Source organism: Pseudomonas sp. UBA5568 (assembly GCF_002425525.1).
Lineage (GTDB): Bacteria > Pseudomonadota > Gammaproteobacteria > Pseudomonadales > Pseudomonadaceae > Aquipseudomonas > Aquipseudomonas fulva.
Genome location: NZ_DIMK01000054.1, coordinates 196,335 through 217,681 on the forward strand (window position 1 = coordinate 196,335; position 21,347 = coordinate 217,681).

General features: G+C 60.8%; 20 protein-coding genes. 10 read left to right on the top strand and 10 right to left on the bottom strand.

What is annotated here, in order from left to right; genetic code table 11:
• Window positions 1-50: 50 nt before the first annotated feature.
• The 3 genes from B2S33_RS18325 to B2S33_RS18335 form a co-directional block, all read right to left on the bottom strand.
• Entirely contained in the window at window positions 51-902 is an 852-nt protein-coding gene (locus B2S33_RS18325) for a LysR family transcriptional regulator (RefSeq protein ID WP_242810510.1), read from the bottom strand.
• A gap of 159 nt (window positions 903-1,061) precedes the next feature.
• Entirely contained in the window at window positions 1,062-2,246 is a 1,185-nt protein-coding gene (locus tag B2S33_RS18330; RefSeq protein ID WP_027914962.1) for an MFS transporter, read from the bottom strand.
• A 155-nt stretch (window positions 2,247-2,401) separates the two neighbouring features.
• A complete protein-coding gene (locus B2S33_RS18335; protein WP_128610469.1) occupies window positions 2,402-3,283 on the bottom strand; it encodes a LysR family transcriptional regulator in 882 nt (293 codons plus the stop codon).
• 168 nt (window positions 3,284-3,451) lie between these two features.
• Between B2S33_RS18335 and B2S33_RS18340 the strand changes: the two genes are divergently transcribed.
• Entirely contained in the window at window positions 3,452-5,095 is a 1,644-nt protein-coding gene (locus B2S33_RS18340) for an acetolactate synthase large subunit (protein WP_027914964.1), read from the top strand.
• 128 nt (window positions 5,096-5,223) lie between these two features.
• Here the strand turns inward: B2S33_RS18340 and B2S33_RS18345 are convergent, their stop codons facing one another.
• The gene (locus tag B2S33_RS18345; RefSeq protein ID WP_242810509.1) at window positions 5,224-7,770 is read right to left on the bottom strand and encodes an HWE histidine kinase domain-containing protein; all 2,547 of its coding nucleotides are present in this window, start codon (window positions 7,768-7,770) and stop codon (window positions 5,224-5,226) included.
• 199 nt (window positions 7,771-7,969) lie between these two features.
• On the opposite strand from B2S33_RS18345, the gene B2S33_RS18350 reads away from it, so the two are divergent.
• Entirely contained in the window at window positions 7,970-8,584 is a 615-nt protein-coding gene (locus B2S33_RS18350) for a dTMP kinase (protein ID WP_197873817.1), read from the top strand.
• Between the two features lie 23 nt (window positions 8,585-8,607).
• Here B2S33_RS18350 and B2S33_RS18355 read toward each other — a convergent pair whose 3' ends face one another.
• The 4 genes from B2S33_RS18355 to B2S33_RS18370 all read right to left on the bottom strand — a co-directional run bounded on the left by B2S33_RS18355 (window position 8,608) and on the right by B2S33_RS18370 (window position 14,561).
• Window positions 8,608-9,615: a zinc-binding alcohol dehydrogenase family protein gene (locus B2S33_RS18355; RefSeq protein ID WP_145279985.1), complete on the bottom strand. Its 1,008-nt coding sequence runs from the start codon at window positions 9,613-9,615 to the stop codon at window positions 8,608-8,610.
• 264 nt (window positions 9,616-9,879) lie between these two features.
• Complete coding sequence (locus tag B2S33_RS18360) at window positions 9,880-12,141, bottom strand: TonB-dependent receptor (RefSeq protein WP_145279983.1); 2,262 nt, start codon at window positions 12,139-12,141, stop codon at window positions 9,880-9,882.
• 157 nt (window positions 12,142-12,298) lie between these two features.
• Window positions 12,299-12,991 (bottom strand): DUF421 domain-containing protein, encoded by a 693-nt coding sequence (locus B2S33_RS18365; protein ID WP_288502593.1) that lies wholly within the window; start codon window positions 12,989-12,991, stop codon window positions 12,299-12,301.
• 283 nt (window positions 12,992-13,274) lie between these two features.
• Entirely contained in the window at window positions 13,275-14,561 is a 1,287-nt protein-coding gene (locus tag B2S33_RS18370; RefSeq protein ID WP_288650792.1) for a DUF2254 domain-containing protein, read from the bottom strand.
• A gap of 240 nt (window positions 14,562-14,801) precedes the next feature.
• Between B2S33_RS18370 and B2S33_RS18375 the strand changes: the two genes are divergently transcribed.
• Together B2S33_RS18375 and B2S33_RS18380 are read left to right on the top strand one after the other, a co-directional pair.
• Window positions 14,802-15,107 carry a DUF6482 family protein gene (locus B2S33_RS18375; protein ID WP_027914971.1) on the top strand — a complete coding sequence of 102 codons (306 nt, stop codon included), beginning with the start codon at window positions 14,802-14,804 and terminating at the stop codon, window positions 15,105-15,107.
• A gap of 9 nt (window positions 15,108-15,116) precedes the next feature.
• Window positions 15,117-15,479, top strand: coding sequence for a DUF7079 family protein (locus B2S33_RS18380; protein ID WP_027914972.1), 363 nt, complete (start codon window positions 15,117-15,119; stop codon window positions 15,477-15,479).
• Here the strand turns inward: B2S33_RS18380 and B2S33_RS18385 are convergent.
• On the bottom strand, window positions 15,462-15,776 hold the full coding sequence (locus B2S33_RS18385; RefSeq protein WP_145279978.1) for a DUF7693 family protein: 315 nt from the start codon (window positions 15,774-15,776) through the stop codon (window positions 15,462-15,464). The genes B2S33_RS18380 and B2S33_RS18385 overlap by 18 nt on opposite strands.
• Before the next feature lie 138 nt (window positions 15,777-15,914).
• Between B2S33_RS18385 and B2S33_RS18390 the strand changes: the two genes are divergently transcribed.
• Both B2S33_RS18390 and B2S33_RS18395 read left to right on the top strand, forming a co-directional pair.
• On the top strand, window positions 15,915-16,736 hold the full coding sequence (locus B2S33_RS18390; RefSeq protein WP_288650794.1) for an NADPH-dependent oxidoreductase: 822 nt from the start codon (window positions 15,915-15,917) through the stop codon (window positions 16,734-16,736).
• A 49-nt stretch (window positions 16,737-16,785) separates the two neighbouring features.
• On the top strand, window positions 16,786-17,163 hold the full coding sequence (locus tag B2S33_RS18395; protein WP_145279974.1) for a nuclear transport factor 2 family protein: 378 nt from the start codon (window positions 16,786-16,788) through the stop codon (window positions 17,161-17,163).
• Between the two features lie 93 nt (window positions 17,164-17,256).
• On the opposite strand, the gene B2S33_RS18400 is transcribed toward B2S33_RS18395, so the two are convergent.
• Window positions 17,257-17,886: a hypothetical protein gene (locus B2S33_RS18400; protein WP_242810504.1), complete on the bottom strand. Its 630-nt coding sequence runs from the start codon at window positions 17,884-17,886 to the stop codon at window positions 17,257-17,259.
• 311 nt (window positions 17,887-18,197) lie between these two features.
• Here B2S33_RS18400 and arfB point away from each other — a divergent pair, with 311 nt between their 5' ends.
• The 4 genes from arfB to B2S33_RS18420 all read left to right on the top strand — a co-directional run bounded on the left by arfB (window position 18,198) and on the right by B2S33_RS18420 (window position 21,344).
• The gene (arfB, locus tag B2S33_RS18405; RefSeq protein ID WP_145279970.1) at window positions 18,198-18,611 is read left to right on the top strand and encodes an alternative ribosome rescue aminoacyl-tRNA hydrolase ArfB; all 414 of its coding nucleotides are present in this window, start codon (window positions 18,198-18,200) and stop codon (window positions 18,609-18,611) included.
• Window positions 18,612-18,714: 103 nt separating this feature from the next.
• Window positions 18,715-18,939, top strand: a complete 225-nt coding sequence (locus B2S33_RS18410; RefSeq protein ID WP_178102870.1) for a hypothetical protein — start codon at window positions 18,715-18,717, stop codon at window positions 18,937-18,939.
• Between the two features lie 464 nt (window positions 18,940-19,403).
• Complete coding sequence (locus B2S33_RS18415) at window positions 19,404-20,612, top strand: MFS transporter (RefSeq protein WP_280076886.1); 1,209 nt, start codon at window positions 19,404-19,406, stop codon at window positions 20,610-20,612.
• Window positions 20,613-20,762: 150 nt separating this feature from the next.
• The gene (locus B2S33_RS18420) at window positions 20,763-21,344 is read left to right on the top strand and encodes a TetR/AcrR family transcriptional regulator (RefSeq protein WP_028687560.1); all 582 of its coding nucleotides are present in this window, start codon (window positions 20,763-20,765) and stop codon (window positions 21,342-21,344) included.
• Window positions 21,345-21,347: the final 3 nt, after the last annotated feature.

The window sequence follows — 21,347 nt, forward strand, 5'->3', positions numbered from 1 at the left end:
TTGGCCATGCAGGCACATTCCCTGTTGCTGCAAGTGGGACATGCAGGAATTCACAAGCGCAACAGGGGCTTGACCTGCTGGTGCAGGAAATCGGTCACTGCCTTTATGCGCGGCGTGGCGCGCACGTCTTCGTGCACCGCCAGCCAGATCTCGATGCTCATGGTCTGCTCAGGCAGCCCCACCACGATCAACCCTTGCTCATGGGCCATGAAGGCGGGCAGGCAAGCGATGCCGATCCCCCCGGCACAGGCCTGGGCCTGAATGCGCAGGTCGTTGCTCAGCAGGGCGAAGGGTTGCGCGCCCGCCTGGCGGTTGAGCCACTGCTGCTGCGGCGAATGGGCCTGGGAGGCGTCATAACCGATGTATCGCCGTGCCGAACCGCTGGCTTGGTAATCGGCACTGGCATACAAACGGTAGTCCAGGTGACCGAGCAGACTGACCACCAGGGTGGGCTCGGTGGGCCGTGACAAGACGACGCTGATGTCGGCCTCGCGCCTGGCCAAGGATGCCCGGGACTTGCTGCCGACCAACCGCAGCCGCAGTTGGGGGTATTGCTGGTAGAGGTCCCCGAGGCGCCTGGCGATGATGCTGCCCAGCAGGGCGGGCGGCGCCGAAAGGATCACTTCACCTTCTACCGTCTGTTGACCGGCGCTGGCGAAGTGTTCGAGGGCGAAGGACGACGCGGCCATCTGGCCGGCCAACTCACCTACGCGTTCGCCTTCGTCGGTGAGTACATAGGCCCGTGCGCGGCGGTCGACCAGCTTCAGATTCAGCGAAGCTTCGAGGGAGGCGATCCGCCGAGCGACGGTGGCGTGGTCGACTGACAGAACCCTGGCGGCGGCAGACAGCGACCCGGTGGCGCAGAAAGTCGAGAAATGGCGTAGGTCTTCCCAATCGAACATGAGCAGGCTCGGCAGTGGTGGGTTTGAGAGGGGTAGGTGGGGTTTAGGGTACTAGCCCGTGCCGGCCGTTTGGCAAGGCCCGCTTCTGGCAACGGGCTGTACTGGTGCGCCGGCCACGCCACCGCCAGGCACACCATCAGCGCGGTGCTGTCCTCTGTCTCAAGCGCCGCCTTTCATGCGCCGCGCCACCGCATAGAGTCCCAGGCCCAGCAGCGCCATGGCGGCGCCGATGTAGCCTGTACTGGTCCAGCCCAACCCCGCCGTGATAGCCATGCCACCCAGCCATGGGCCCAGGGCGTTGGCCAGGTTGAAGGCGGCATGGTTCGAGGCCGCTGCAAGGCTTGGGGCTTCGTGCGCGATGTCCATCAGGCGGATTTGCAAAGGCGCTGCCAGGGCGATCATGGTGCCCACCAAGCCAATGCCCAACAGCAGGCTCCACAGGTTCGCCGCGGCAAAGGTGAAGAACAGCAGGACCAACACTGACCACGCCAGCACCAGCCCCACGGCGCGGAACTGCAAGCGGTCGAATAATTTGCCGCCCACGATGTTGCCGACGATGCCGCCCAGGCCGAAGGCTGCCAGGCCGAACGGGATCCACTGGGGCGCCACGCGGGTCACCTCAAGCATGGTCGGGGCCAGGTAGCTGAACACGCAGAACATGCCGGCAAAGCCGATGGACGCAATGCCCAGCGCCATCCATACCTGGGGCAGGGTGAAGGCCTTGAGTTCCTTGCGCGGGTCACTGCGCACCTCATCATGACGCTGGGGCACAAAGCGCCACACCATCGCGATGGTGCAAACGGCGATCAGGCCGACCAACACGAACGCCGAACGCCAGCCGAAGTACTGGCCCAGAAATGTGGCGATCGGGTTGCCCAGCAACATGGCCAGGGTAAGCCCCATCATGACCCGGGCCACGGCGCCCGCGCGCTGGTTGTTGGGCACCATGCTGGAGGCTACGACTGCGGCGATGCCGAAGTACGCGCCGTGGGGCAGGCCGCTGATGAAGCGAAACGCGATCAGACCGCCAAACGACGGTGCGAAGGCAGTGGCCAGGTTGCCCAGGGCGTACAGGGCCATCAGCATCAGCAGCATGTGCTTGCGCAGAACCTTGGCGCCCAGAATGGCCAAGGTAGGTGCGCCTACCATCACCCCCAGCGCATAAGCGCTGATAGCGTGACCGACCTGGGGTTCGCTCAGGTTCAGGTTGCTGGCGATATCCGGCATCAGACCCATGATGGCGAACTCGCCGGTACCAATGGCGAAGCTGCCCAATGCCATGGCGGCTTCCATCTTTACGACGGTACTTTTACCGGGCAGTGGGGAGGGTTCTAAAACAGACATCTGGCTCCTTGAAATATGCTGAAACGTTCAAGTGATGATAATGGAGACGCGAACGGTGCGTCGAGGCGCGCTGACTCACTAGCCGATCCAATTAGCGAAGCTATGTGGGCGCGTACAGCGTCGAGCGAGCTGGAGTACAGATGTACTCCAGGCCGCTAGCGATCCAGATATTGACTCTGTCCGGCAAAATCGATGAAGCGCTGGCTGGCCAGCGACAAGTACTCACCCGAGCGCCAGCACAGCCGAAAACTCATCTGCTGGGCAGGCTCGAACGGCACGCCAACGATCCCTGGTGTTCTCAATTGCACAGAGCGCAGCAATGTGGCCACGCCCATGTTGTCCAGGGCGGCCTGGACCACCAACGAGACGAAATTGCTCTGCAATGCCACTTGGTAAGTGATGCCGTGTTCGGCAAAGAAGGCGTCAAGCAGCTGACGCTGTACGAATGTGCGGTCGAACACCACCATGTCAGTGTTGCGCAGATCTTCGGCGGTCAGGCTTGCCTTGTTGGCGTAGGGGTGATCCGGGTGCATGCAGGCCAGCATCTCATCGCTACCCAACAGGATCGACTCCTTGTCCGAGGGCACTCGGCGAGACTCGAGCAGCGCCAGGTCGATTTCCCGTTGCTCAAGGCGTTGGCCAATGTCTTCGGCGCTGCCCTCGAAAACCGTCATGGCGATGCCGGGATAAAGCCGGCGAAAGGCGTTCATCAGCCCGGGCACATAGTGCAGGCCGAACATTGGCGGGATCCCCAGCCTCACTTCGCCGCGCTTGAGGTCGGCCATGTCGCGCAACGCCTGGCGGGCCACGTCCATCTCCCGCAACGCTGATGCGATGCGGGGCAGAAACTGCTCGCCTTCCACCGTCAGCACCACCTTGCGTGTGGTGCGGTTGAACAGACTGACGCCCAGTTCTTCTTCAAGACGCGTCACAGCCATGCTCAGCGCCGGCTGGGCGATGTGCAGGTGCTGAGCGGCCTTGGTGAAGCTGCCCTGGCGGACGATTTCAACGCAACAACGCAGCGCCTTGAGATTCATTTGAGGTATTCCGGAATTGATAACGTTTTGTGATGCTCAGCATCATAACAATATATTTACTATTATTAACGCCAAGGCCTACGATGCGCGGCACTGAGACATCCTGCAACATCTCAGTCACGCAGCCAGCCGGCTGCATCCTCCCTGGATCTTGAGGTAGTACATTAAATGGCCAAGGCCGCCGATGTCGTTGTGCAATGCCTGGAAAACGAAGGTGTCGAGTATGTGTTCGGCATTCCCGGTGAAGAAAACCTCGACCTGCTCGAATCCCTGCGCAAGTCGAAGATCAAGCTGGTACTGACCCGCCATGAACAGTCTGCAGGCTTCATGGCCGCCACCTACGGTCGGCTGACCGGCAAGACCGGCGTCAGCCTGTCCACCCTGGGCCCCGGCGCCACCAACCTGGTCACCGCCAGCGCCTATGCTTATCTCGGCGGCATGCCGATGATGATGATCACCGGGCAGAAGCCGATCAAGAAGTCCAAGCAGGGCCGTTTCCAGATCATCGACGTGTGCGGCATGATGGACCCCATCACCAAGTACACCCACCAGTTCGCCTCGGCCGACAACATCCCGGCCCGCATGCGCGAAGCCTTCCGCCTGGCCGAGGAAGAAAAGCCGGGTGCTGTGCACCTGGAACTGCCTGAAGACATCGCCGCCGAGCAGACCGATGCCCTGCCTATCCCGCGCAGCCTGCACCGTCGCCCGCTGGCCGAGCACGTGGCCATCGACGCAGCCGTGGAAAAATTGCATAAAGCGCGCAGCCCGATTCTGGTGATCGGTGCCGGCGCCAACCGCAAGATGACCGCCAAGGTGCTCAAGCAGCTGATCGACAAGACCGGCATCCCGTTCATCACCACCCAGATGGGTAAGGGCGTGGTCGATGAGCGTCACCCACGCTTCCTGGGCAACGCGGCGTTGTCGTCCGGCGATTTCGTGCACCGTGCGATCGAGGCGGCCGACCTGATCATCAACATCGGTCACGACGTGATCGAGAAGCCACCGTTCTTCATGGTCCGTGGCGGCACCGAAGTCATCCACATCAGCTTCCGCTCCGCCGAAGTCGATGCCGTGTACTTCCCTCAGGTCGAAGTGATCGGTGACATCGCCAACGCCGTGTGGCAGATCAGCGAGCAACTGACCGACACCGCGCACTGGGACTTCACCCGCCTGATGGCGATTCGTGAAGCCAACGAGGCGCAGATCGCCGAAGGCGGCGACGACGACCGCTTCCCGGTCTACCCACAACGCCTGGTGGCCGACATCCGCCGCGTACTGCCTTCCGAGGGCATCGTGGCCCTGGACAATGGCATCTACAAGATCTGGTTCGCTCGTAACTACAAGGCTCACAAGCCCAACACGGTGCTGCTGGACAACGCCCTGGCGACCATGGGTGCCGGCTTGCCATCGGCCATGGCCTCGCATCTGGTCTACCCGGACCGCCCGGTGATCTCGGTATGCGGCGACGGCGGCTTCATGATGAACAGCCAGGAACTGGAAACCGCAGTGCGCTTAGGGATGCACATCACCGTGGTCATTCTGCGTGACGACGGCTACGGCATGATCCGCTGGAAGCAGGCCAACATGGGCTTCACCGACTTCGGCCTGGACTATGGCAACCCGGACTTCGTCAAGTACGCCGAAGCCTACGGCGCCACCGGCCACCGTGTCGAAAGCGCCGAGGGCCTGCTGCCCTTGCTGGAGCACTGCATCACCACCCCAGGCGTTCATGTGATCGACTGCCCGGTCGACTACAGCGAGAACGACCGCATTCTTAACAGCGAGCTGCGCGAGCGGGCGCTGGCGATCTGAAGCGTGCCCATACGCTGCGTCTGATCGCCGAGTCGATCATCCTGCTGCATTGACCAGCTGCAGCAGGATGCGTGGATGTGATCTCAGGCTGTGTACGGCGGCCGCAATGGCCGCCGTCTTGAGCGTCTTCAGTCCTGCGGTTCGAGCAGGCCACGAAGGCTCATCACGATGGTACTCATGTCATAAGGTTTGCGTGTGACCGGAATGTGCTTCAGGTGCGCGGGAATACTGATGCCATCGCCATAACCGGTTGCGAACAGGAAAGGGATGCGCCGACGCATCAATGCCTCGGCCACCGCAATGGACGTACCGCGCCCCAGGTTCACATCGAGAATGGCGGCGTCGGGTGAGTGCCGCTCCAAAACCTGCAAAGCTTCCTGCTCGGAACTGGCCGTGATGACATGCTCGATGTGGGCGTCGTTGAGAATTTGCTCGAGGCCGATGGCAATGACCAACTGATCCTCCAGGATCATCACGCTCAGGCCAGGTCGTGCGGCGAATGGGTCAGAGGAATCGATCATGGGCGCGGCAGCAGCAGGCGCAGGCTCGGACTCGGCAACCGCCAGGTGCCTGGCTGGCAGCGTGAACAAGCCCTGCACCCCATCAGGGTAGTACTCCACGCTACTGGTACCGCCCAGATCGAACGGGATGCTGCGCTCGATGAGTACCGAGCCGAAGCCGCGGCGCCGGGGTACCTGCACCTGCGGGCCGCCGCTTTCCTGCCAGATGATGGCGCAGGCGCCTGCAGCATCGATCGCCCAGCTCACAGACAGCCGCCCCCCTGGACTCGACAGCGCACCGTACTTGGCCGCGTTGGTCGCCAGCTCGTGCAGCACCAGCGCCATCACCGAATAGGCCCTGGCATCGAGAATCACGTTGGGTCCTTGCATGACGATGTCGGCAATAGCCGTGCGGTAAGGCGACAATTCGGCATCGAGCAACATCGCCAGGCGCCCACCGCCATCACCCCGCACGACCTGGTCGTGGGCCAGCGACAGGGCCTGGATGCGGCCCTGCAAGGTGTTCACGTAACCCTTGAGCGTCTGGCCCTCGGCCGTGGGATGGGCAACCAGTGCGCCAATCAGCGACAGGATATTCTTGACCCTGTGGTTGAGCTCTTCGTTGAGCACCCGCTGGCGCACCTCGGCCTTGGAGCGTTCGCTGGCCAGCAGTTCGCTGTTGTGCAGCAACACCTCGACGATGGCCGTACGAATGGCGTCCCCGAACTGTCGATCCTGCTCCGTCCATGGCGCAGACTGCTGGTGCACAGTCTGTTTCCAGATGGAAAAACTCGTGCGCGGCGTCAGCCGGTCGCCCATCGCGCCACTGGTATAGGTCTTGTTGGGGTCGCCCGCCCAGTCGAGGGTCTGCACCACCTCCTTGCGAAAGAACATGATGTAGTCTTGCGGGCGCTGCGAAATGGGGATGAGCAGCACGCCCGACACGTCGCTGAAGTAGGCCTGGGCCGCCGGATGGGCCAGTGAAAGGCTGTTCGATGCCCACGTCCTGGCTTCGGCCACGCTTTCGGCGAAGCGCAGCAGTTCAGGCACGCAAGCTCTAGGCGGAACGGTACCGGCACTCGACCAACGCCCTTGCAGGGAGATGCCGATGCCATCACACGGGATCAGCGACATCAGCCTTGGCAGCCGGTCTTCGAAGAAGCTGTGCATGTCGGCGGCATGGTTGGCATCGCGCAGCATCAGGTCGAGCGTGTCGTGCACCTGCACGGCCGCTTCGAGTTGTTGCCGGCTGCGCACTGTTTCGATGTGCAGGGCGAAGAACTCGCCAAACATCTCGGCCGCCACGCGTCGCCCCATGGTCAGGTTGCGTGATGAGTAGTGATGGCAGGCGATCAACCCCCACAGCGCGCCATTGACGATGATCGAGATGGACATGGTGGCGCCCACGCCCATGTTCTGCAGGTATTCGCAGTGGATGGGAGACACGCTGCGCAGGTGGGCATAGGACAGGTCCAACGGCTCGCCCGAAGGGTCCAGCACAGGCTCCAGGGCCACCGCCTCGAACTGCACGTCAGGGATGACCCTGATCGGATTGCGCAGGTACAAGGCGCGAGCCTGCTGCGGGATGTCCGATGCGGGAAAATACTGCCCCAGGAAGCTCTCGAGCGTGCTGCGCTTGGCCTCGGCAATCACTTTGCCGGCGCCATCGCTTCCCAGTTGGTAGATCATTACCCGATCGTAGCCCAGTACTGCACGCACAAAACGCGCGGCATCGCGGAACAGGCGGTCGGTCTGGTCGATTTCGCGCAGCTGCGCGATCAAAGTGCGCGCAAGCTCGATGGGTTCTGCAACGTTTTGGCCCGCAGGCTCGAACTCCAGGAGAGTGCTGCCCTTGAAGCGGTGCGCCGACACATCTACACGCCGGCCATCGGGCAGGGCGACTGCAAAGCTCAACGCCGGGCGCGATCCTTCGCGGATACGGGCCAGCGCATTGCGCAAGGTATGGGCGAGTTCCCCGCCAATCACGTCATCGAGTTTACTGCCATTGAGCGGCAGCGTGACCCCCAGTAATTTCGGCGCATTGACCGAGTGACGCAGGACCACGGTTGCGGTGGCGTCGCAGGCCAGCAAGCAGCCATGGGGCTGGATGCTGCCGGGAATCTGAATGGGTTCGCGGTCGCAATTACTCAGGTTTACCTGTGGGTCGAGGGTCATTAGCCATGCCTGTAGATGATGTAAAGGCTGCCTGCGCGGCTGCCGCCGTCAGCCTATCAGCACACCCGCGTACGGCATAGCCAGTGAGTGCCCCGGATAGCAGTTTTGTGGGTGTCAGTCGTCTGCACGCGGTGCCAGCGCTTGTGTGTGACTGGCCTCGGTGGTTTCATGCGGCCCTTGATTTTGGAGGTACACGCACATGAGTCGCCCGCTTTTCATCGCCATGGACGGGCCGAAGGGTACTGGCAAGACCACGCTGCTCGAAGCACTCACCCAGGCGTTACGGGCCCGAGGCAACAAAGTGGTCAGGCTGTGCGAGCGCAACAATGATCCACAGCGCGCGCAGACCATGGCGTTGGTCAATCAGCTGGCCAGGCAGCCTTCGCCAACGCTTGAGTGGCAGGTCTGCGAGCGATTGGCCGAAAGCCGCGCCTGGATCACCCGCCACGTACTGCCGCGCCAACCTGGCGACAGCATTGTCCTGATTGACCGTTGGTACCCCTCGGACGCGGCGTTTCGCCGAAACGTGCCATTCGACCAGGTGTTGCGTTTGAACATCGAACGCGGCGTGCAGGTGCCTGACCTGCACATCGCGGTGCTCACCACGGCGCAAACGTCCTGGACGAGGGCTGCGTCCCGCCGTCGGGGCCTGGGCAGCACGGTCATCCATACCTTGGAGGAGCAGATCGCGAGTACCCAGGCGTTCAACCACGCTGCACACGAGCACGGCTGGCTGCTTTGTCAAAATGAAGGCACCGTGGCGGACGCCGTCGATCAGTTGGTGGAGGCCGTCACGCCGCTGCTGCACGCCTGAACCCGTCGTTCAGGCCACTGGGTTCAGAAGCCTTCCAGCACGATCTTGCCCCTGGCCTTGCCGCTCTCGATGACCGCGTGCGCCCGTTTCAGGTTGCTCGCATTGATCGTCCCGAAATGTTCGCCCACCGTCGTCTTGAGCACACCGGTGTCGACCATTTCGCTGATGCGGTTGAGCAGTTGGTGCTGCTTGATCATGTCGTGCGTCTGATAGAGCGAACGGGTAAACATCAGCTCCCAGTGCAGCGACAAGGATTTGCGCTTGAGTGGGACCACATCCAGCTGCGCAGGGTCATCGATCAAGGCAAGCTGCCCTTGCGGGCGCAGTACCTCGATCAGTTGCTCAAGGTAAGTGTCGGTATGGGTCAGGCTGATCACGTGATCGACCGCTGCAACACCGTGTGCGCTGAGCTGGGCGGCCAGTGGGGCCGAGTGGTCGATCACCAGGTGCGCGCCCAGGTCCTTCACCCAGGCTTGCGTCTGGGCCCTGGAAGCCGTAGCGATCACGGTCAGCCCAGTCAACTGGCGGGCCAATTGCACCAGGATCGAACCCACTCCACCGGCCGCGCCGATGATGAGCAGGTGCTGACCCTGACCGCCGTTTTCTTCGAGGCGCAGGCGGTCGAACAGCAGCTCCCACGCAGTGATGGACGTCAATGGCAGCGCAGCGGCGCTGGCAGCATCCAGGCTAGATGGCTTGCGCCCAACGAGGCGCTCGTCCACCCGATGGAATTCGCTGTAGCAGCCGGGGCGGTCGATGGCGCCGGCGTAGAACACCTCATCCCCTGGTTGGAACAGGGTCACCTGCTCGCCCACTTCACGGACGATGCCGACCGCGTCCCAACCCAGCACTTGCGGCTGGTCACCGCCACGGCTGGCGCGAATCTTGGTGTCGACCGGGTTGACTGCGATGGCCTTGACTTCGACCAGCAGGTCTCGCGCACCGGGGGACGGTACGGGCAGGTCTGCATCATAGAGAGATTGAGGGTCTTGCAGGGGCAAGCCAGGCTGCGAGTAAACGACAGATTTCATGGGGGAGGGCTTTGGTTGAAAAGGTACCTGCCTAGGCTATTACTATCGATTGCGCAGAAAAACAGGCTTGAAGAATTAATACTTTCTTTTCAGGAGTGAAAACGCGTTGGTGCTCGATCCGTGAGCATTCAAACCAGAGGCCTGCAACAATTTGAAGTCGTGAAGCGCCCGGCTCAACGGCGATGGGCTGCGGGGCAGCCCTGAACGGTGCATGACGCAACGCTCGCCGTCGGGGAACCCCCAGGTTGTGCGACTTTGGCGCGATCAGAAATCGACCGAGGCACTCAGAGAAAGCGTACGTGGTGCACCGAGTACCAGGTAGTTCGAGCCTGGATACCCGCCAGCGGAGGCCCAATAGTCACGACCGGCCACGTTGTCCAGACGCGCTCGCAGGGTGACGTCCTTCTCGTCTACCTTGAAGCCGTAGCGGGCCCCCAGGTCCAATCGCGTCCACGAAGGAATCTCGAGGTTGTTGGCGTTGTTGATGTACTGACGGCCGGTGTAGACCACGCGGCTGGTCAGGGTCAGGCCGTTCACACCCGGCACGTCCCATTCGCCGCCGATGTTGGCCTGGGTTTTAGGCACGCCGATGGCCTGGTTGCCGTCGTCCTGACCGTTCTGGGTCTTGCTGAGTTCGGCATCGAGCAGGGTGACGCCACCGAGCAGACGCACGCCGGGCGTCGGCTCACCGAACACCGACAACTCGATCCCGCGGTTGCGTTGTTCACCGCCATCTTTGAACACCTGATCCTCGACGATGCCGACCGGCTTGCGCGTCTCGAACACCGCCAGGCTGCCACCCAGGCCACCGCCGTCGTACTTCACGCCCACTTCGGTCTGTTTGGCCACGTAGGGCGCCAGCGAGGCGCCGGCATTGAGCACCGGGGCTCTGGAACCATCAGGCAGGGTCGTGGTGGCGCCGGCCGTATCGCCTTTGGTCAAGCCTTCGATGTAGTTGGCGTAAACCGAGAACTGCTCGTTGATCTGGTACACCGCGCCAGCAACGGGCGTGGTTTCATAGCGGTTGTACTTGGATGTCTTGTCGCCGGAATTGTAATCGTAACCTGTCACGTCGAGCCCTTGTCGACGGGCCCCCAGGGTGATCTGCAACTGGTCGTTGAAGAACCCCAGGGTGTCGGCGATGGCCAGGCTCTGGGTACGGGTCCTGGCGGTCACATGCGGGTCGGACATGTCGCCACTGAAACTGGTGTTGTCGGGTTTGGGAACGTAGACAGGGTCATAGAGATCGTTGGCGAAACCACTGAAATTGCCCGCCCAGGCATTACGGTCCTTGTTGTCGAACATCGAACCGGACAGCACCCACTGATGCGACACCGGACCTGTCTGCAGGGTGTAGCGCATGCCCACCTCACCGGTAGCCACTGTCTCTTCCCGGTAATTATCGAAGCGCGTCGATCGGGTCACGCCGTTGGCGTCGGAGGAGGGGTTGGCCAGCACGTTCTTCTCTTCACCTTTGCGCATGCCGATGGCAGCCCAGGTGGTGAGCGCATCGGAGAGGTCATACTCGGCTCGGAAGGTGCCGAATGTTTGCTTTTCCTTGGAGTACGTCCAGGGCTGGCCGTAGTTCTTGTCGGCATCCGGCGGGCTAGGTACGCGGCCCGTAGGGGTGACGCTGGGCAGCGGGTTATCGATGAAATGGTACTGGTGGCCAATGTCGGCCGAAAGCCGCAGGCGTTCGCCCTGGTAGTCCAGGCCCAGGGCGAACATGTCCAGGGAGCGGTCCTGGTCCTGTACCGACGTTTCCCCGTCGCGCTTGGCCACGTTCATGCGAACGCCAAAACGATCCTGCTCCCCGAAGCGGCGCGCCACGTCAGCCGAAACGGTACCGAAGCCGCGATTTTCAACCCCAGCGGTCAAGCGGGTAAGGGGTTCGTTCGGGGCGCGCTTGGGCAGGATGTTGATGGCGCCGCCAATGCCGGTACCGCCGGGGGCGGCGCCATTAAGGAAGGCGTTGGCCCCGCGGAATACCTCGACCCGTTCGATGAACTCCGCTGCCACGTATTGACGCGGAAGCAGGCCATACAGGCCGTTATAGGCGATGTCGTCGGAATACAGCGGGAAGCCCCGCATGACATACAGTTCCTGGAAGTTGCCGAAACCACGGGCGACCCGCACGGAGGGGTCGTTCTGCAGTATGTCCGCCACGCTGTGCGCCTGCTGATCCTGGATCAGCTGGTTGGTATAGGACGTGGATGTGAAGGGCGTTTCCATGTAGTCCTTGTTGCCCAGGATACCCACGCGCCCGCCCCGGGCCACTTGCCCCCCTTCATACTCAGGAACCAAGCCATCCTTGGAGGCGTCGGCGCTGGCCGAAACTGCGGTTTCTTCAAGCTCCAGGACCGCGCCAGTGGTACCAGCCGTATTCACAGGTTGTGCAACTGGCACCGGGATTTCCAGCGCGTTCTGAGCAAGTGCGAGCGGTGACGCCACGCTTGCGACCAACCCCAGGGGCAACCAGACAACGGTGTGCAGCGCAGGCTTGCGGGCAAAATTCGGGAAGGGCATGTGAGAACCTGATCAAGGAATTGGGACGACAGGGAATTGGCGTGCTACAAAGCGCAGAATTATAGCGAGTGGGAATCGTTATCGCTAAGCTTTTGTTTGCAGCTCCAGCCCAAGTTGTAACCTGGCGCTTGCTCAACAACCTTGAGGGTCTGGACGGTTAACGGTTGCGCGTTGTCTGCAGGGCAGGTGACCAACTGCGATGACCGCAGCGCATGCAGGCAATCACGTCATGCAGCTGATGCTGCACTGGCAGGCCACAGCTAACGCAGCAATACAGGCCTGGATAAGGTGGAGAGTCGTATTCTGGACGGTGCTCGGGCGGCAGCACGGACAAACCTGGCCGAGTGTCTTTGGCCTCGTAAAAATACAGGCTCAGTTCGCCGTCCGTCTCCAGCAAACCCAATCGCACCTGGCCAAGGTGCTCAACCCCTTGTTGACGCAGTTCCATGAACAACTCGTTGGAGGAGATGTTCAGGTTGCGCAACGAGTGAATTTCATATTGGCCGTCCTTGACGACGGTGATCGGGACCCCGTCAATCCAGGCTTCGCACATCTTGCTGCGACGCATCAGATAGATCGTGCCGCGATACAGGAGCAGTAGCGTGACGAACACCAGGGCCACTGGTAACAATGGCACATCTTCGTAGAAGGTCACATCGCCTGCAGCAGAACCCAAGGTCAGGATGACGACGAGTTCGAAGCGCGAGAGCTGCTTGATGCCACGCCTGCCGCTGAACTTCAGAAACAGAAACACGGCGATAAAGGCCGCAACCACGCGCATCATCACTTCCATCAGAAACGTGACGGGCAAGTCACCCAGCAGCATCCTTTGCAGATCGAATGACTCCATCGAGCGCCCTCCGTCGCCACCTTGTGATCAATTGACCTGAGTTCATTAACTACGGTTCAGCCTGGCCTTCGCCATGGGCCAGGCAAGGAAGGGGGGATTTCAGGAAGGGGGCTTGTCGAGCGGGCAAAAGAAAGCCCGCTGCTAGTCGGGCTTAAGTCTTTCTCATGGGGATGAGTTGATAATCCACTCGGCAACGTGAAAATTCGGTGAAATAAAAGTCCCCATTGTGTGGAGTGCTCATTTATGCGGCACAGGCGATGAACGGTCAGATCCTCAGGTAATTTCAGGACAGCCGTGCCCGGGGCCATTCCAAACTTCGGACCAGCGCCTGCAAGCGCTGCTTGTCCTCCTCCAACGGTAATGCCTGTTCGGCCCGCTTGAGCAACAGATCCACATGCGTGATGCAAGCTTGGCCAAACCGATCGGGCGCGATCTGCGCCAGGCTCGCCAAAGCCTTCACCAGGCGGATGTCCACTTCCAGCAAGCCAGCACCGTCCCGTGCAATCAGGGTGAAGAAGTCATCGAACATGTCGTCGACTGTCAACCCGCGCACATGCACGTTCTGCCACTGGCCGTCGGTCGTGGTGTCGGGCGCTTGCCGTGCCCAGGTGGAAAAGCAGCGTACCCCACGGCCTATGACGTCAATGACCGTGCCAGAGTCGTTGGTCGCGGGAGACAATGCGCGTGAGGCGATCTCTGCCAGCACCGAGAGCCCGAAGCGCGGGTCCTGGCCATAGGTGCGCCGTGCACCGAGCGTTACTGCAGCCAGCACCTCATCTTCAAGGTCTGTGGTTTCGGCGGCCTGGCTTGCGCGGACGGCGCGCGCCAGCACCGTACCGTGGTGCACGAAGCTGCCCGGCAGCACCTCCAGGTAGATCACGGCATTGTGCTTGTCAGCTGCGTGGGCGAGGGCACTGACATCGACGTGTTGTACATAGCCGATGTCCTCGCAAAGGACTGGGATTGCCGACGGGGCAACCTGCGTTGCATCGGTGTAGGGCTGCGCACCCAGGTAAGGCCACTGCGCACGGCGCTTGAGCGCTGCAATGGCCGCGTCTTCCACCCGATCGATAGTTTCCCCAACGCGGCCAAGCTTGGACAAGTGGTCGATCCAGCGCAGCAGGGTGTACACGATCAGTACGATCATCACCAGGGTCACTGCAAACAGCACCACACGGCCCTGAGCGCCGTAAATTCCCGTACTCAGGGCAATGATGCCCACCAGGCTGAACAGGAAAGAGCCGATGAACGTCGCCAGGGCATTCTGAGTCGTGGCGTCCTCCATCACCAGGCTGGTCGCACGAGGCGTGACGCCGCTGCTGGCGGCGCTGTAGGCCGACACCATGGTGCTGAGCGAAAACGTGGTGACGGCCAGCATGCTGGAGGCGATGATGCCCAGGATCTTGTCGACCGAGTCGGCCCCGACTTTCGCCGGCAACGACGCTGGCACCATGTCGCGCAAGGCGATGGCCAGCAGCGCGGTGAGTACGCCGATCAGGGAAAACAGGCTGGCGCGAAACCACAGCCTTTTCGTCGTTTGCGCAAGTGCCCAACGCCAGCGAGCGATCATGGTGGTTATTCTTCCTCAATAGATAGGCCGTATGCAGGCTGGAGCGCTGCGGCATCGCCACGATTGAGTCCTAGCCCGTGCAGATAGTTTCGCGACCCTGGGTTGAGTTTTGCAATCGATACGGAACGACCGCGGCGCGTCGGCATCCTTATACAAGGCGCTGGATTTGTATAAGTGCACGCGCTCGACATTTTCCATCAAGCCCGATGCAGGCCGCGCCTGCCGGATGGAGTACCTGCCATGAACCTAGAGCAACTGAAGCAACTGGCCACTGCCGGCACTGTCAATGAACTCGAATTGCTGTCGCTCGAAGGCGGCTTTTACGTCCTGCGTGCGTTGACGGCCGACGGGCCGCAGACGTTCAGCGATGCCCAAGGGCAGGCAGTGCGACTGCGGTCAATGACGGAGGTGCGCGAGCTGCTGGCCGATGTACCGCCTGTGCCGTGCATGCTGGTGCAGCATGTGGTGCATGACGAGATGTGCGGTCAGCGCGATGGCCCGCTGGCGCCGCTGCGCGTGCCCGTGACGCTAGCAGAGCAGTGGTAGTACCACCCGATGCAAAGGGTAGACGAGAGCCGCCTGCACGCTTGGCAAGCCCTGTCGCAGTTCTTCCTGGACACCGAACTGACCGAGGCGAGCCTGGCGTGGGTGGCAAGTGTCATGACCCAGAGCCCCTATACACTCGATCAACTGCACAGCATCTTGTGGCATGAACTGTATCCGGCCTTGCAGTGGAATCTCAGGTCCATGGCCGGCGAGTGGGCAGGCTGGACGGACGAGTTCTTGATCGAACACGTCAGGGTGCGGTCGTTCGAGCCGGCAGTTCCGCGCAGCGGGGCGGTGGGTGATGAGATCGCCCGGTGCTGGGAACGGGCGCTGGCGAGACTCCGCGTTCAGGGGCTAGGCCGCCCCAAGTAACCGCAGCAGTTGCGCATGCTCCCAAGTGCTCATCAACGCCACCGGGTTGGTGCCGTAAGGGTGGTGAGTATCGAACTGGTAAGCACGGCCATCGGGGCTGGAGCAGCGGATGCAGTGATCCAGCGCACCCTCCTCATTGCACAAGGTAAGCATCCACCCGTCCGCCTGCACAGTCATGGACCCACACGCGATGTCTGCCCAGCGTGGCTCGCTCTCACGCTGTAAATCCCGAATCCCGAGGGCGATATCACGCAGTATCTGGTAGACCTCTCGAGGTGCAAGCGAAGGTGTCGCCACGCTGATTGTCCATTATCGATTAAGTTGAAAGTCAGTCGGCACAGGGTACCTGATCCAGACGGTAGGCTTGGAGACTATGACACCTGCTATGTGCAGGACGCCTTTTTTGATAGCCTCCTATCTTTTTGGAGGAATTGTATGACAGCCGATAGCCGAGCAAAACTGGTCGCTCGCTATGGTACCGAAGAGGTATCGCCGCTCAGCCAATGCAATGCCGTGATCGAGCAGTTGCTCGACCATCGCAGCGTCCGTGCATTTGCGGACCGACCGCTGCCTGAGGGGACATTGGACGCCTTGATCGCCGCTGCTCAATCTGCGTCTACGTCCTCCAACCTTCAGGTCTGGAGCGTGGTGGCCGTTCAGGATCCCGGCCGCAAGCAGCGGTTGTCGGCTCTGGCGGGCAATCAGGCTTACATCCACCAAGCGCCGCTGTTTCTCGTCTGGCTTGCCGACTTGTCACGGGTGTCGCGCATTGGCGAGCAGCATGACGTGGCGCTCGAAGCACTGCCTTACCTGGAAAGCTTGTTGCTAGGCACCATCGATGCAGCCCTCGCAGCGCAGAATGCGGTCGTCGCCTTGGAGTCTCTGGGACTTGGGAGCGTTTACATCGGCGGTATTCGTAACGACATCGAAGGGGTGGCCGCGGAGTTGGACTTGCCCGCGCATGTCTATCCCGTGTTTGGATTGTGTGTCGGCTATCCCTCTGCCGACCGGCCCGCCAAGGTCAAGCCGCGGCTACCGCAGGAGGCCGTCCTGCATCATGAGACGTACTCGACCGCTCAGGAGCAAAGCTTGCTGGCCCGTTACGACGAGCGCCTGGGGGCGTTCTACCACCGTGAAGGCATGAAGACGTCGGGGTGGTCGGAGCAGGTCGTCAGCCGGCTGCGAAGCGTTGCCAGCTTGCATGGGCGGGGAGCGTTGCTCGATGAGCTGAAGCGGATGGGGTTTGGGTTGCGGTGAGGCGGCATTTATCTGCCGATCACTACGCATCTTTGGTTAGGAAACCCTTATGAATAGCTATCTTCAAGAAGTCGTAGAATTGCACCAACTGATCGAAGCACGGTTTGCGCGAGGCGAGGGTTCGGTTGACACGATGATGCAGCGGTTCGAACCCGATTTCTCGATGGTTTCACCCGCAGGGCTGCAAATCGGGCTGCGGGATGTGGAGCAGCTATTTGAGCGCAACGCGGGCAGTCTGCCGGGGCTGAACATTGAGCTAAAGGACTTGGAAACCCTGCATCAATGGGCCGACGGGGCGCTGGTCAGGTATCGGGAGATACATAGCGCCGAGGGTAAGGACGATACGGTACGGGTATCGACGGCACTGTTGGTGCTGGAGGCGGGGCGGGTGAAATGGCGTCATTTGCATGAGACCTGGGCGGTATGAGTGCTCGCGGTGGCTAGCCATATTTGCTTTTTTGAAGGGGGCTAGGCGGCAGTAAGATGGTTGCTGCCGCTTGGTCTAACCCGCTGCGGTCTGTCAACCGGATGGGTTGGGTTTATCCAGATAACGGCTAACGCGCTTGGCAAGCAGGTATTCAGCCAGATCTTTCGCAGGAAAATAAGCGAGTAGCAGCAAGCCTCCACCGATCCCAATGCTAATCAGCCCGGCCCAAAATTCGCCTATAAGTAAAGGCGACAAGAAACAAAGCATAGCTGTGATCCACAAGCTGACGGCCACGATCGCTCCAACCCAGGCGATGACACCCTCAAAATGACCAACTGCGACTTTGTAATTGTCATCTGCAGGGTCCCATACTACAAACTTCGATAGGCTACGCAGCTGCGCGTGACTCCAGCGTCCAGTGCTGTCCAGTCTGAGCATGTACTGCATCAGCGAGCGGCTGGCGCTAATCCCAGAGGCCAATCGGAACATTTCAATATCGAGCGCTTCATCCAGATATCGAGTGAGCTCGTCATCACAGGCCGCAGACCTCGCGGTCTTGAGCCGAGCCATGCGCTTGCGAACAAAATGCTTGTCATGCCAATCCCAAACTTTGGTGAGCCGATTAACCCACTTGGCGCCTTGATAAAGTATCGGCGCAACTGCAATCAACCAAGAGGCGCCGCTGCTAAAAAAGGCGCGCAACTCTGGCTTTCTTTTGTTCACGAATCGTCCTGTCGCCGGGATCCAGCGCGGCGCCGCCTTGTAAAGCGCTTAGCCGTACACGGAGGTAAGCGTGGCTCGGGGTCTAGAGTTACTGGAGAATGCGCTAGGGGCGTGTGTGATCTCAGGTGCTCCTCGGTTTGTCCCTAACAATGATGGCGCTCAAAGAGCGTGAGCGCTGGGGGCAGGGCGCGTGTCCCTGGAGACAGTTTCCGACTGACCTTTCCCAAGGGCCAAGCATCGGATATTCAAGTAGCGTTATTTCGGTGCGTGGCCGTCGCTGTGATAATGCGCTCAATCATAAGGGCCTCCTCATGCTGACCATTTCCAATTCCGTACAACTGCCGGACGCTGAAATCGAACTGACCTACGTACGCGCCCAGGGCGCGGGTGGGCAGAACGTCAACAAGGTGTCGAGCGCTGTGCACTTGCGATTCGACATTCCCGCATCTTCATTGCCTGAGTTCTACAAAGGCCGACTGCTGGCATTACGAGACAGCCGGATCACCAGCGACGGCGTCTTGATCATCAAGGCTCAGCAGTACCGCACTCAGGAGCAGAACCGAAATGACGCGTTGACGCGTCTCGCCGAATTGATCGCGAGTGCAGGCAAGGTCGAGAAAAAGCGTCGGCCTACCAAGCCGACGCTCGGCTCCAAAACGCGCCGCCTGGAGGGGAAGGCCAGGCGTAGCGGTATCAAAGCAGGCAGGGGGAAGGTGAAGGTTTAGCTTGGCTAACTCTCATAGCCGGTTGCGAGTGCAGGGTTGAAGCGGAGTTGGCGCATGGCCAAGCGCCTGGGTGGTTGGATTTTCTGAAGGACGGATGATGGGCATGAGCAATGCTATCCCGTGTCCTAACTGCACCCGCTTCGAGCACTTTCAGATGGCCAAGCACTCGCTGATCAGGCCGCAAGCCAAGGCGCACATGCAAAAAGCGTTGCAAGTGGAGAGTGCCCGCTTATCCAAACTTTTCATGCCTCGGCCGCTCATGGAGGCAAGACCGCTGGGAATCCAAACCTTGCTCGATGCCGATGAAAATCTCATCGAGCATATCTGAATAGCGCTCTGACGAAGCTTTTTTCTTCCACATATCGTGCGCGGTGATATGCCCCACCCCGGCATAGGGCGTTCACAGCTGGACGCCTCTGTGATACTGCCATCTTGGTGAAGATGAGCATGGCGTCCGCTGTGCTGGCAACCGCCCAGCCTTACTCGCCGTTTGGGATCTATAAGGGTATTTCCAGCTGCGTTTGACCTCGGCACAGACCGCGCCGCGGTTCCCTCAGGGGCAGCTTTTCGCAGGCACTGGACCGAGCGCAATCACACCATGCTAACCCTGCTGGCGATCGATCGTAATACCCATCGTAGACGAGCAAGTTGAGCAGCACATGAGAGCTCTGGCAAGATCATGATGCTTTACATACATTGCGTATGATAATAGGGTGATAATCATACGCAATGTATGTAAGCGTGCGCTGGCGCATGACTGCGCGAGGGCCTTTTCGATAAGGAGAGTCGAATATGTTCAGTTCCTACCGCGAGTTGTTCCAGGCCAAAGGGGCCATGGGCTTTGCCCTGGCTGGCCTGTTGGCTCGGTTACCATTGCCCATGACCGGTATCGGAATTATCACCATGCTGTCTCAGATTTCCGGCAGTTACGGCTTGGCCGGTGCAGTGGCAGCCACTTTCGTGCTGACCTATGCACTGATGTCGCCACAGATCTCGCGCTTGGTCGACCGCCACGGCCAGCGTCGGGTGTTGCCAGCTGCCGCTGCGTTCAGCGTACTGGGCATCCTCTGGCTGCTGGCCTGCAGCTACTGGCGACTGGCGGAGTGGACGCTGTTCGTCGGCGCCGCGCTTGCCGGCTTCATGCCGAGCATGTCCGCGATGGTGCGCGCGCGCTGGACCACGATCTACCGAGGCAAATCGCAATTGCAGACTGCCTATTCTCTTGAAACGGTTCTCGACGAGGTCACGTTCATCGCCGGACCACCGATTTCGGTAGGTCTGAGCGTGGCGGTACTGCCGCAGGCCGGGCCATTGGCTGCCGCTGTGCTCTTGGCCATCGGCGTATTCGCCTTGGCGATACAAGTCAGCACCGAACCGCCTGTCGAAGCACACGATGTAGCCGGGCAGGGCAGCGATTCGGTGTTCAAACTGGCTGACGTGCGTCTGCTGGCTTTGTTGATGGTCGCCATGGGCGTAATCGTGGGTACCGTCGACATCGTGAGCGTGGCCTTCGCCGAGCAGATGGGCATGCCTGCCGCAGCCAGTGTGGTGCTGTCGTGCTATGCCATCGGTTCTTGCGCCGCCGGGCTGATGTTCGGTGCACTGAAACTCGAGACACCGCTACACAAACTGCTACTGCTAGGCGGCCTGGCTACCGCAGCGACAACGTTGCCGTTGCTGCTGGCGGGAAACATCATCGGGCTGGCTGGCGCCGTGTTGGTCGCGGGTCTGTTTTTCGCCCCAACCATGATCGTGGCAATGTCGCTGGTAGAACGCATCGTGCCCGAACGTAAGCTTACCGAAGGGATGACCTGGCTGCTCGCCGGCCTGAACGTTGGTGTGGCCGGGGGCGCCGCGGCATCGGGTCAGGTGGTCGATGCGTTGGGCGCCAAGGCCGGATTCAACGTCGCCTTGGCCGCAGGGGCCGCTGTCCTTCTGGTCGCGCTATGGAGCTTCCAGCGCATGCGCGTCCGGGCTCAGCAGGTCTCATTTTTGGTTTGAATGTCTTCAGTCGAGCAGTTTGTGGCCTGCCACCGTCGGCGCGCGGCTAGGCTAAAGGCTTGAATGAGCCCAGTCTGTCCAGGACAATTCGTGCTATCAGCCTGCATACGTTTACACCCGATCATGCCATTGGCGAGAAGGAATAGTTGAATGGTCCGTCGCACCCGCGCCGCGATGCAAGAAACCCGCGCACTGTTATTGGCAACCGCCCGCCAGATGTTCACCGAAGTAGGGTATGCACACACCTCTATGGATGACTTGACCGCACGGGCAGGCTTGACCAGAGGGGCGTTGTATCATCACTTCGGTGATAAGAAGGGTTTGCTTGCAGCGGTGGTAGAGCAGCTCGATGCGGAGATGGACGTGCGGCTGCGTGCGATTACCGACACTGCTGAGGATGACTGGGAAGGTTTTCGCCAGCGTTGTCGAGCCTATCTGGAAATGGCGCTGGAACCTGAGATTCAGCGTATCGTACTGCGCGACGCCAGAGCAGTATTTGGGGGTGGCTCGCCAGAGGCGCAACGACATTGCATGGAGTCTTTACGCCAGTTGATCGAACGGCTGGTGCTGCAAGGCGTATTCATCGACATCCACGCCCAGGCGCTAGCCGCTTTGATATATGGCAGTTTGGCGGAGGCGACGGTGTGGATCGCAGAGACAGAGGAGGGCGAACAGCGACTGGCGCAGGCGACTCAAGCGTTCGAGTCGCTGTTGCGCGGGGTCTTGAAATAACGC

Excerpts from the sequence above, each read along its gene's own strand:
- B2S33_RS18325 (WP_242810510.1), bottom strand. The coding sequence starts at position 902 with ATGTTCGATTGGGAAGACCTACGCCATTTCTCGACTTTCTGCGCCACC.
- B2S33_RS18330 (WP_027914962.1), bottom strand. The coding sequence starts at position 2,246 with ATGTCTGTTTTAGAACCCTCCCCACTGCCCGGTAAAAGTACCGTCGTA.
- B2S33_RS18335 (WP_128610469.1), bottom strand. The coding sequence starts at position 3,283 with ATGAATCTCAAGGCGCTGCGTTGTTGCGTTGAAATCGTCCGCCAGGGC.
- B2S33_RS18340 (WP_027914964.1), top strand. The coding sequence starts at position 3,452 with ATGGCCAAGGCCGCCGATGTCGTTGTGCAATGCCTGGAAAACGAAGGT.
- B2S33_RS18345 (WP_242810509.1), bottom strand. The coding sequence starts at position 7,770 with ATGACCCTCGACCCACAGGTAAACCTGAGTAATTGCGACCGCGAACCC.
- B2S33_RS18350 (WP_197873817.1), top strand. The coding sequence starts at position 7,970 with ATGAGTCGCCCGCTTTTCATCGCCATGGACGGGCCGAAGGGTACTGGC.
- B2S33_RS18355 (WP_145279985.1), bottom strand. The coding sequence starts at position 9,615 with ATGAAATCTGTCGTTTACTCGCAGCCTGGCTTGCCCCTGCAAGACCCT.
- B2S33_RS18360 (WP_145279983.1), bottom strand. The coding sequence starts at position 12,141 with ATGCCCTTCCCGAATTTTGCCCGCAAGCCTGCGCTGCACACCGTTGTC.
- B2S33_RS18365 (WP_288502593.1), bottom strand. The coding sequence starts at position 12,991 with ATGGAGTCATTCGATCTGCAAAGGATGCTGCTGGGTGACTTGCCCGTC.
- B2S33_RS18370 (WP_288650792.1), bottom strand. The coding sequence starts at position 14,561 with ATGATCGCTCGCTGGCGTTGGGCACTTGCGCAAACGACGAAAAGGCTG.
- B2S33_RS18375 (WP_027914971.1), top strand. The coding sequence starts at position 14,802 with ATGAACCTAGAGCAACTGAAGCAACTGGCCACTGCCGGCACTGTCAAT.
- B2S33_RS18380 (WP_027914972.1), top strand. The coding sequence starts at position 15,117 with ATGCAAAGGGTAGACGAGAGCCGCCTGCACGCTTGGCAAGCCCTGTCG.
- B2S33_RS18390 (WP_288650794.1), top strand. The coding sequence starts at position 15,915 with ATGACAGCCGATAGCCGAGCAAAACTGGTCGCTCGCTATGGTACCGAA.
- B2S33_RS18395 (WP_145279974.1), top strand. The coding sequence starts at position 16,786 with ATGAATAGCTATCTTCAAGAAGTCGTAGAATTGCACCAACTGATCGAA.
- arfB (WP_145279970.1), top strand. The coding sequence starts at position 18,198 with ATGCTGACCATTTCCAATTCCGTACAACTGCCGGACGCTGAAATCGAA.
- B2S33_RS18410 (WP_178102870.1), top strand. The coding sequence starts at position 18,715 with ATGAGCAATGCTATCCCGTGTCCTAACTGCACCCGCTTCGAGCACTTT.
- B2S33_RS18415 (WP_280076886.1), top strand. The coding sequence starts at position 19,404 with ATGTTCAGTTCCTACCGCGAGTTGTTCCAGGCCAAAGGGGCCATGGGC.
- B2S33_RS18420 (WP_028687560.1), top strand. The coding sequence starts at position 20,763 with ATGGTCCGTCGCACCCGCGCCGCGATGCAAGAAACCCGCGCACTGTTA.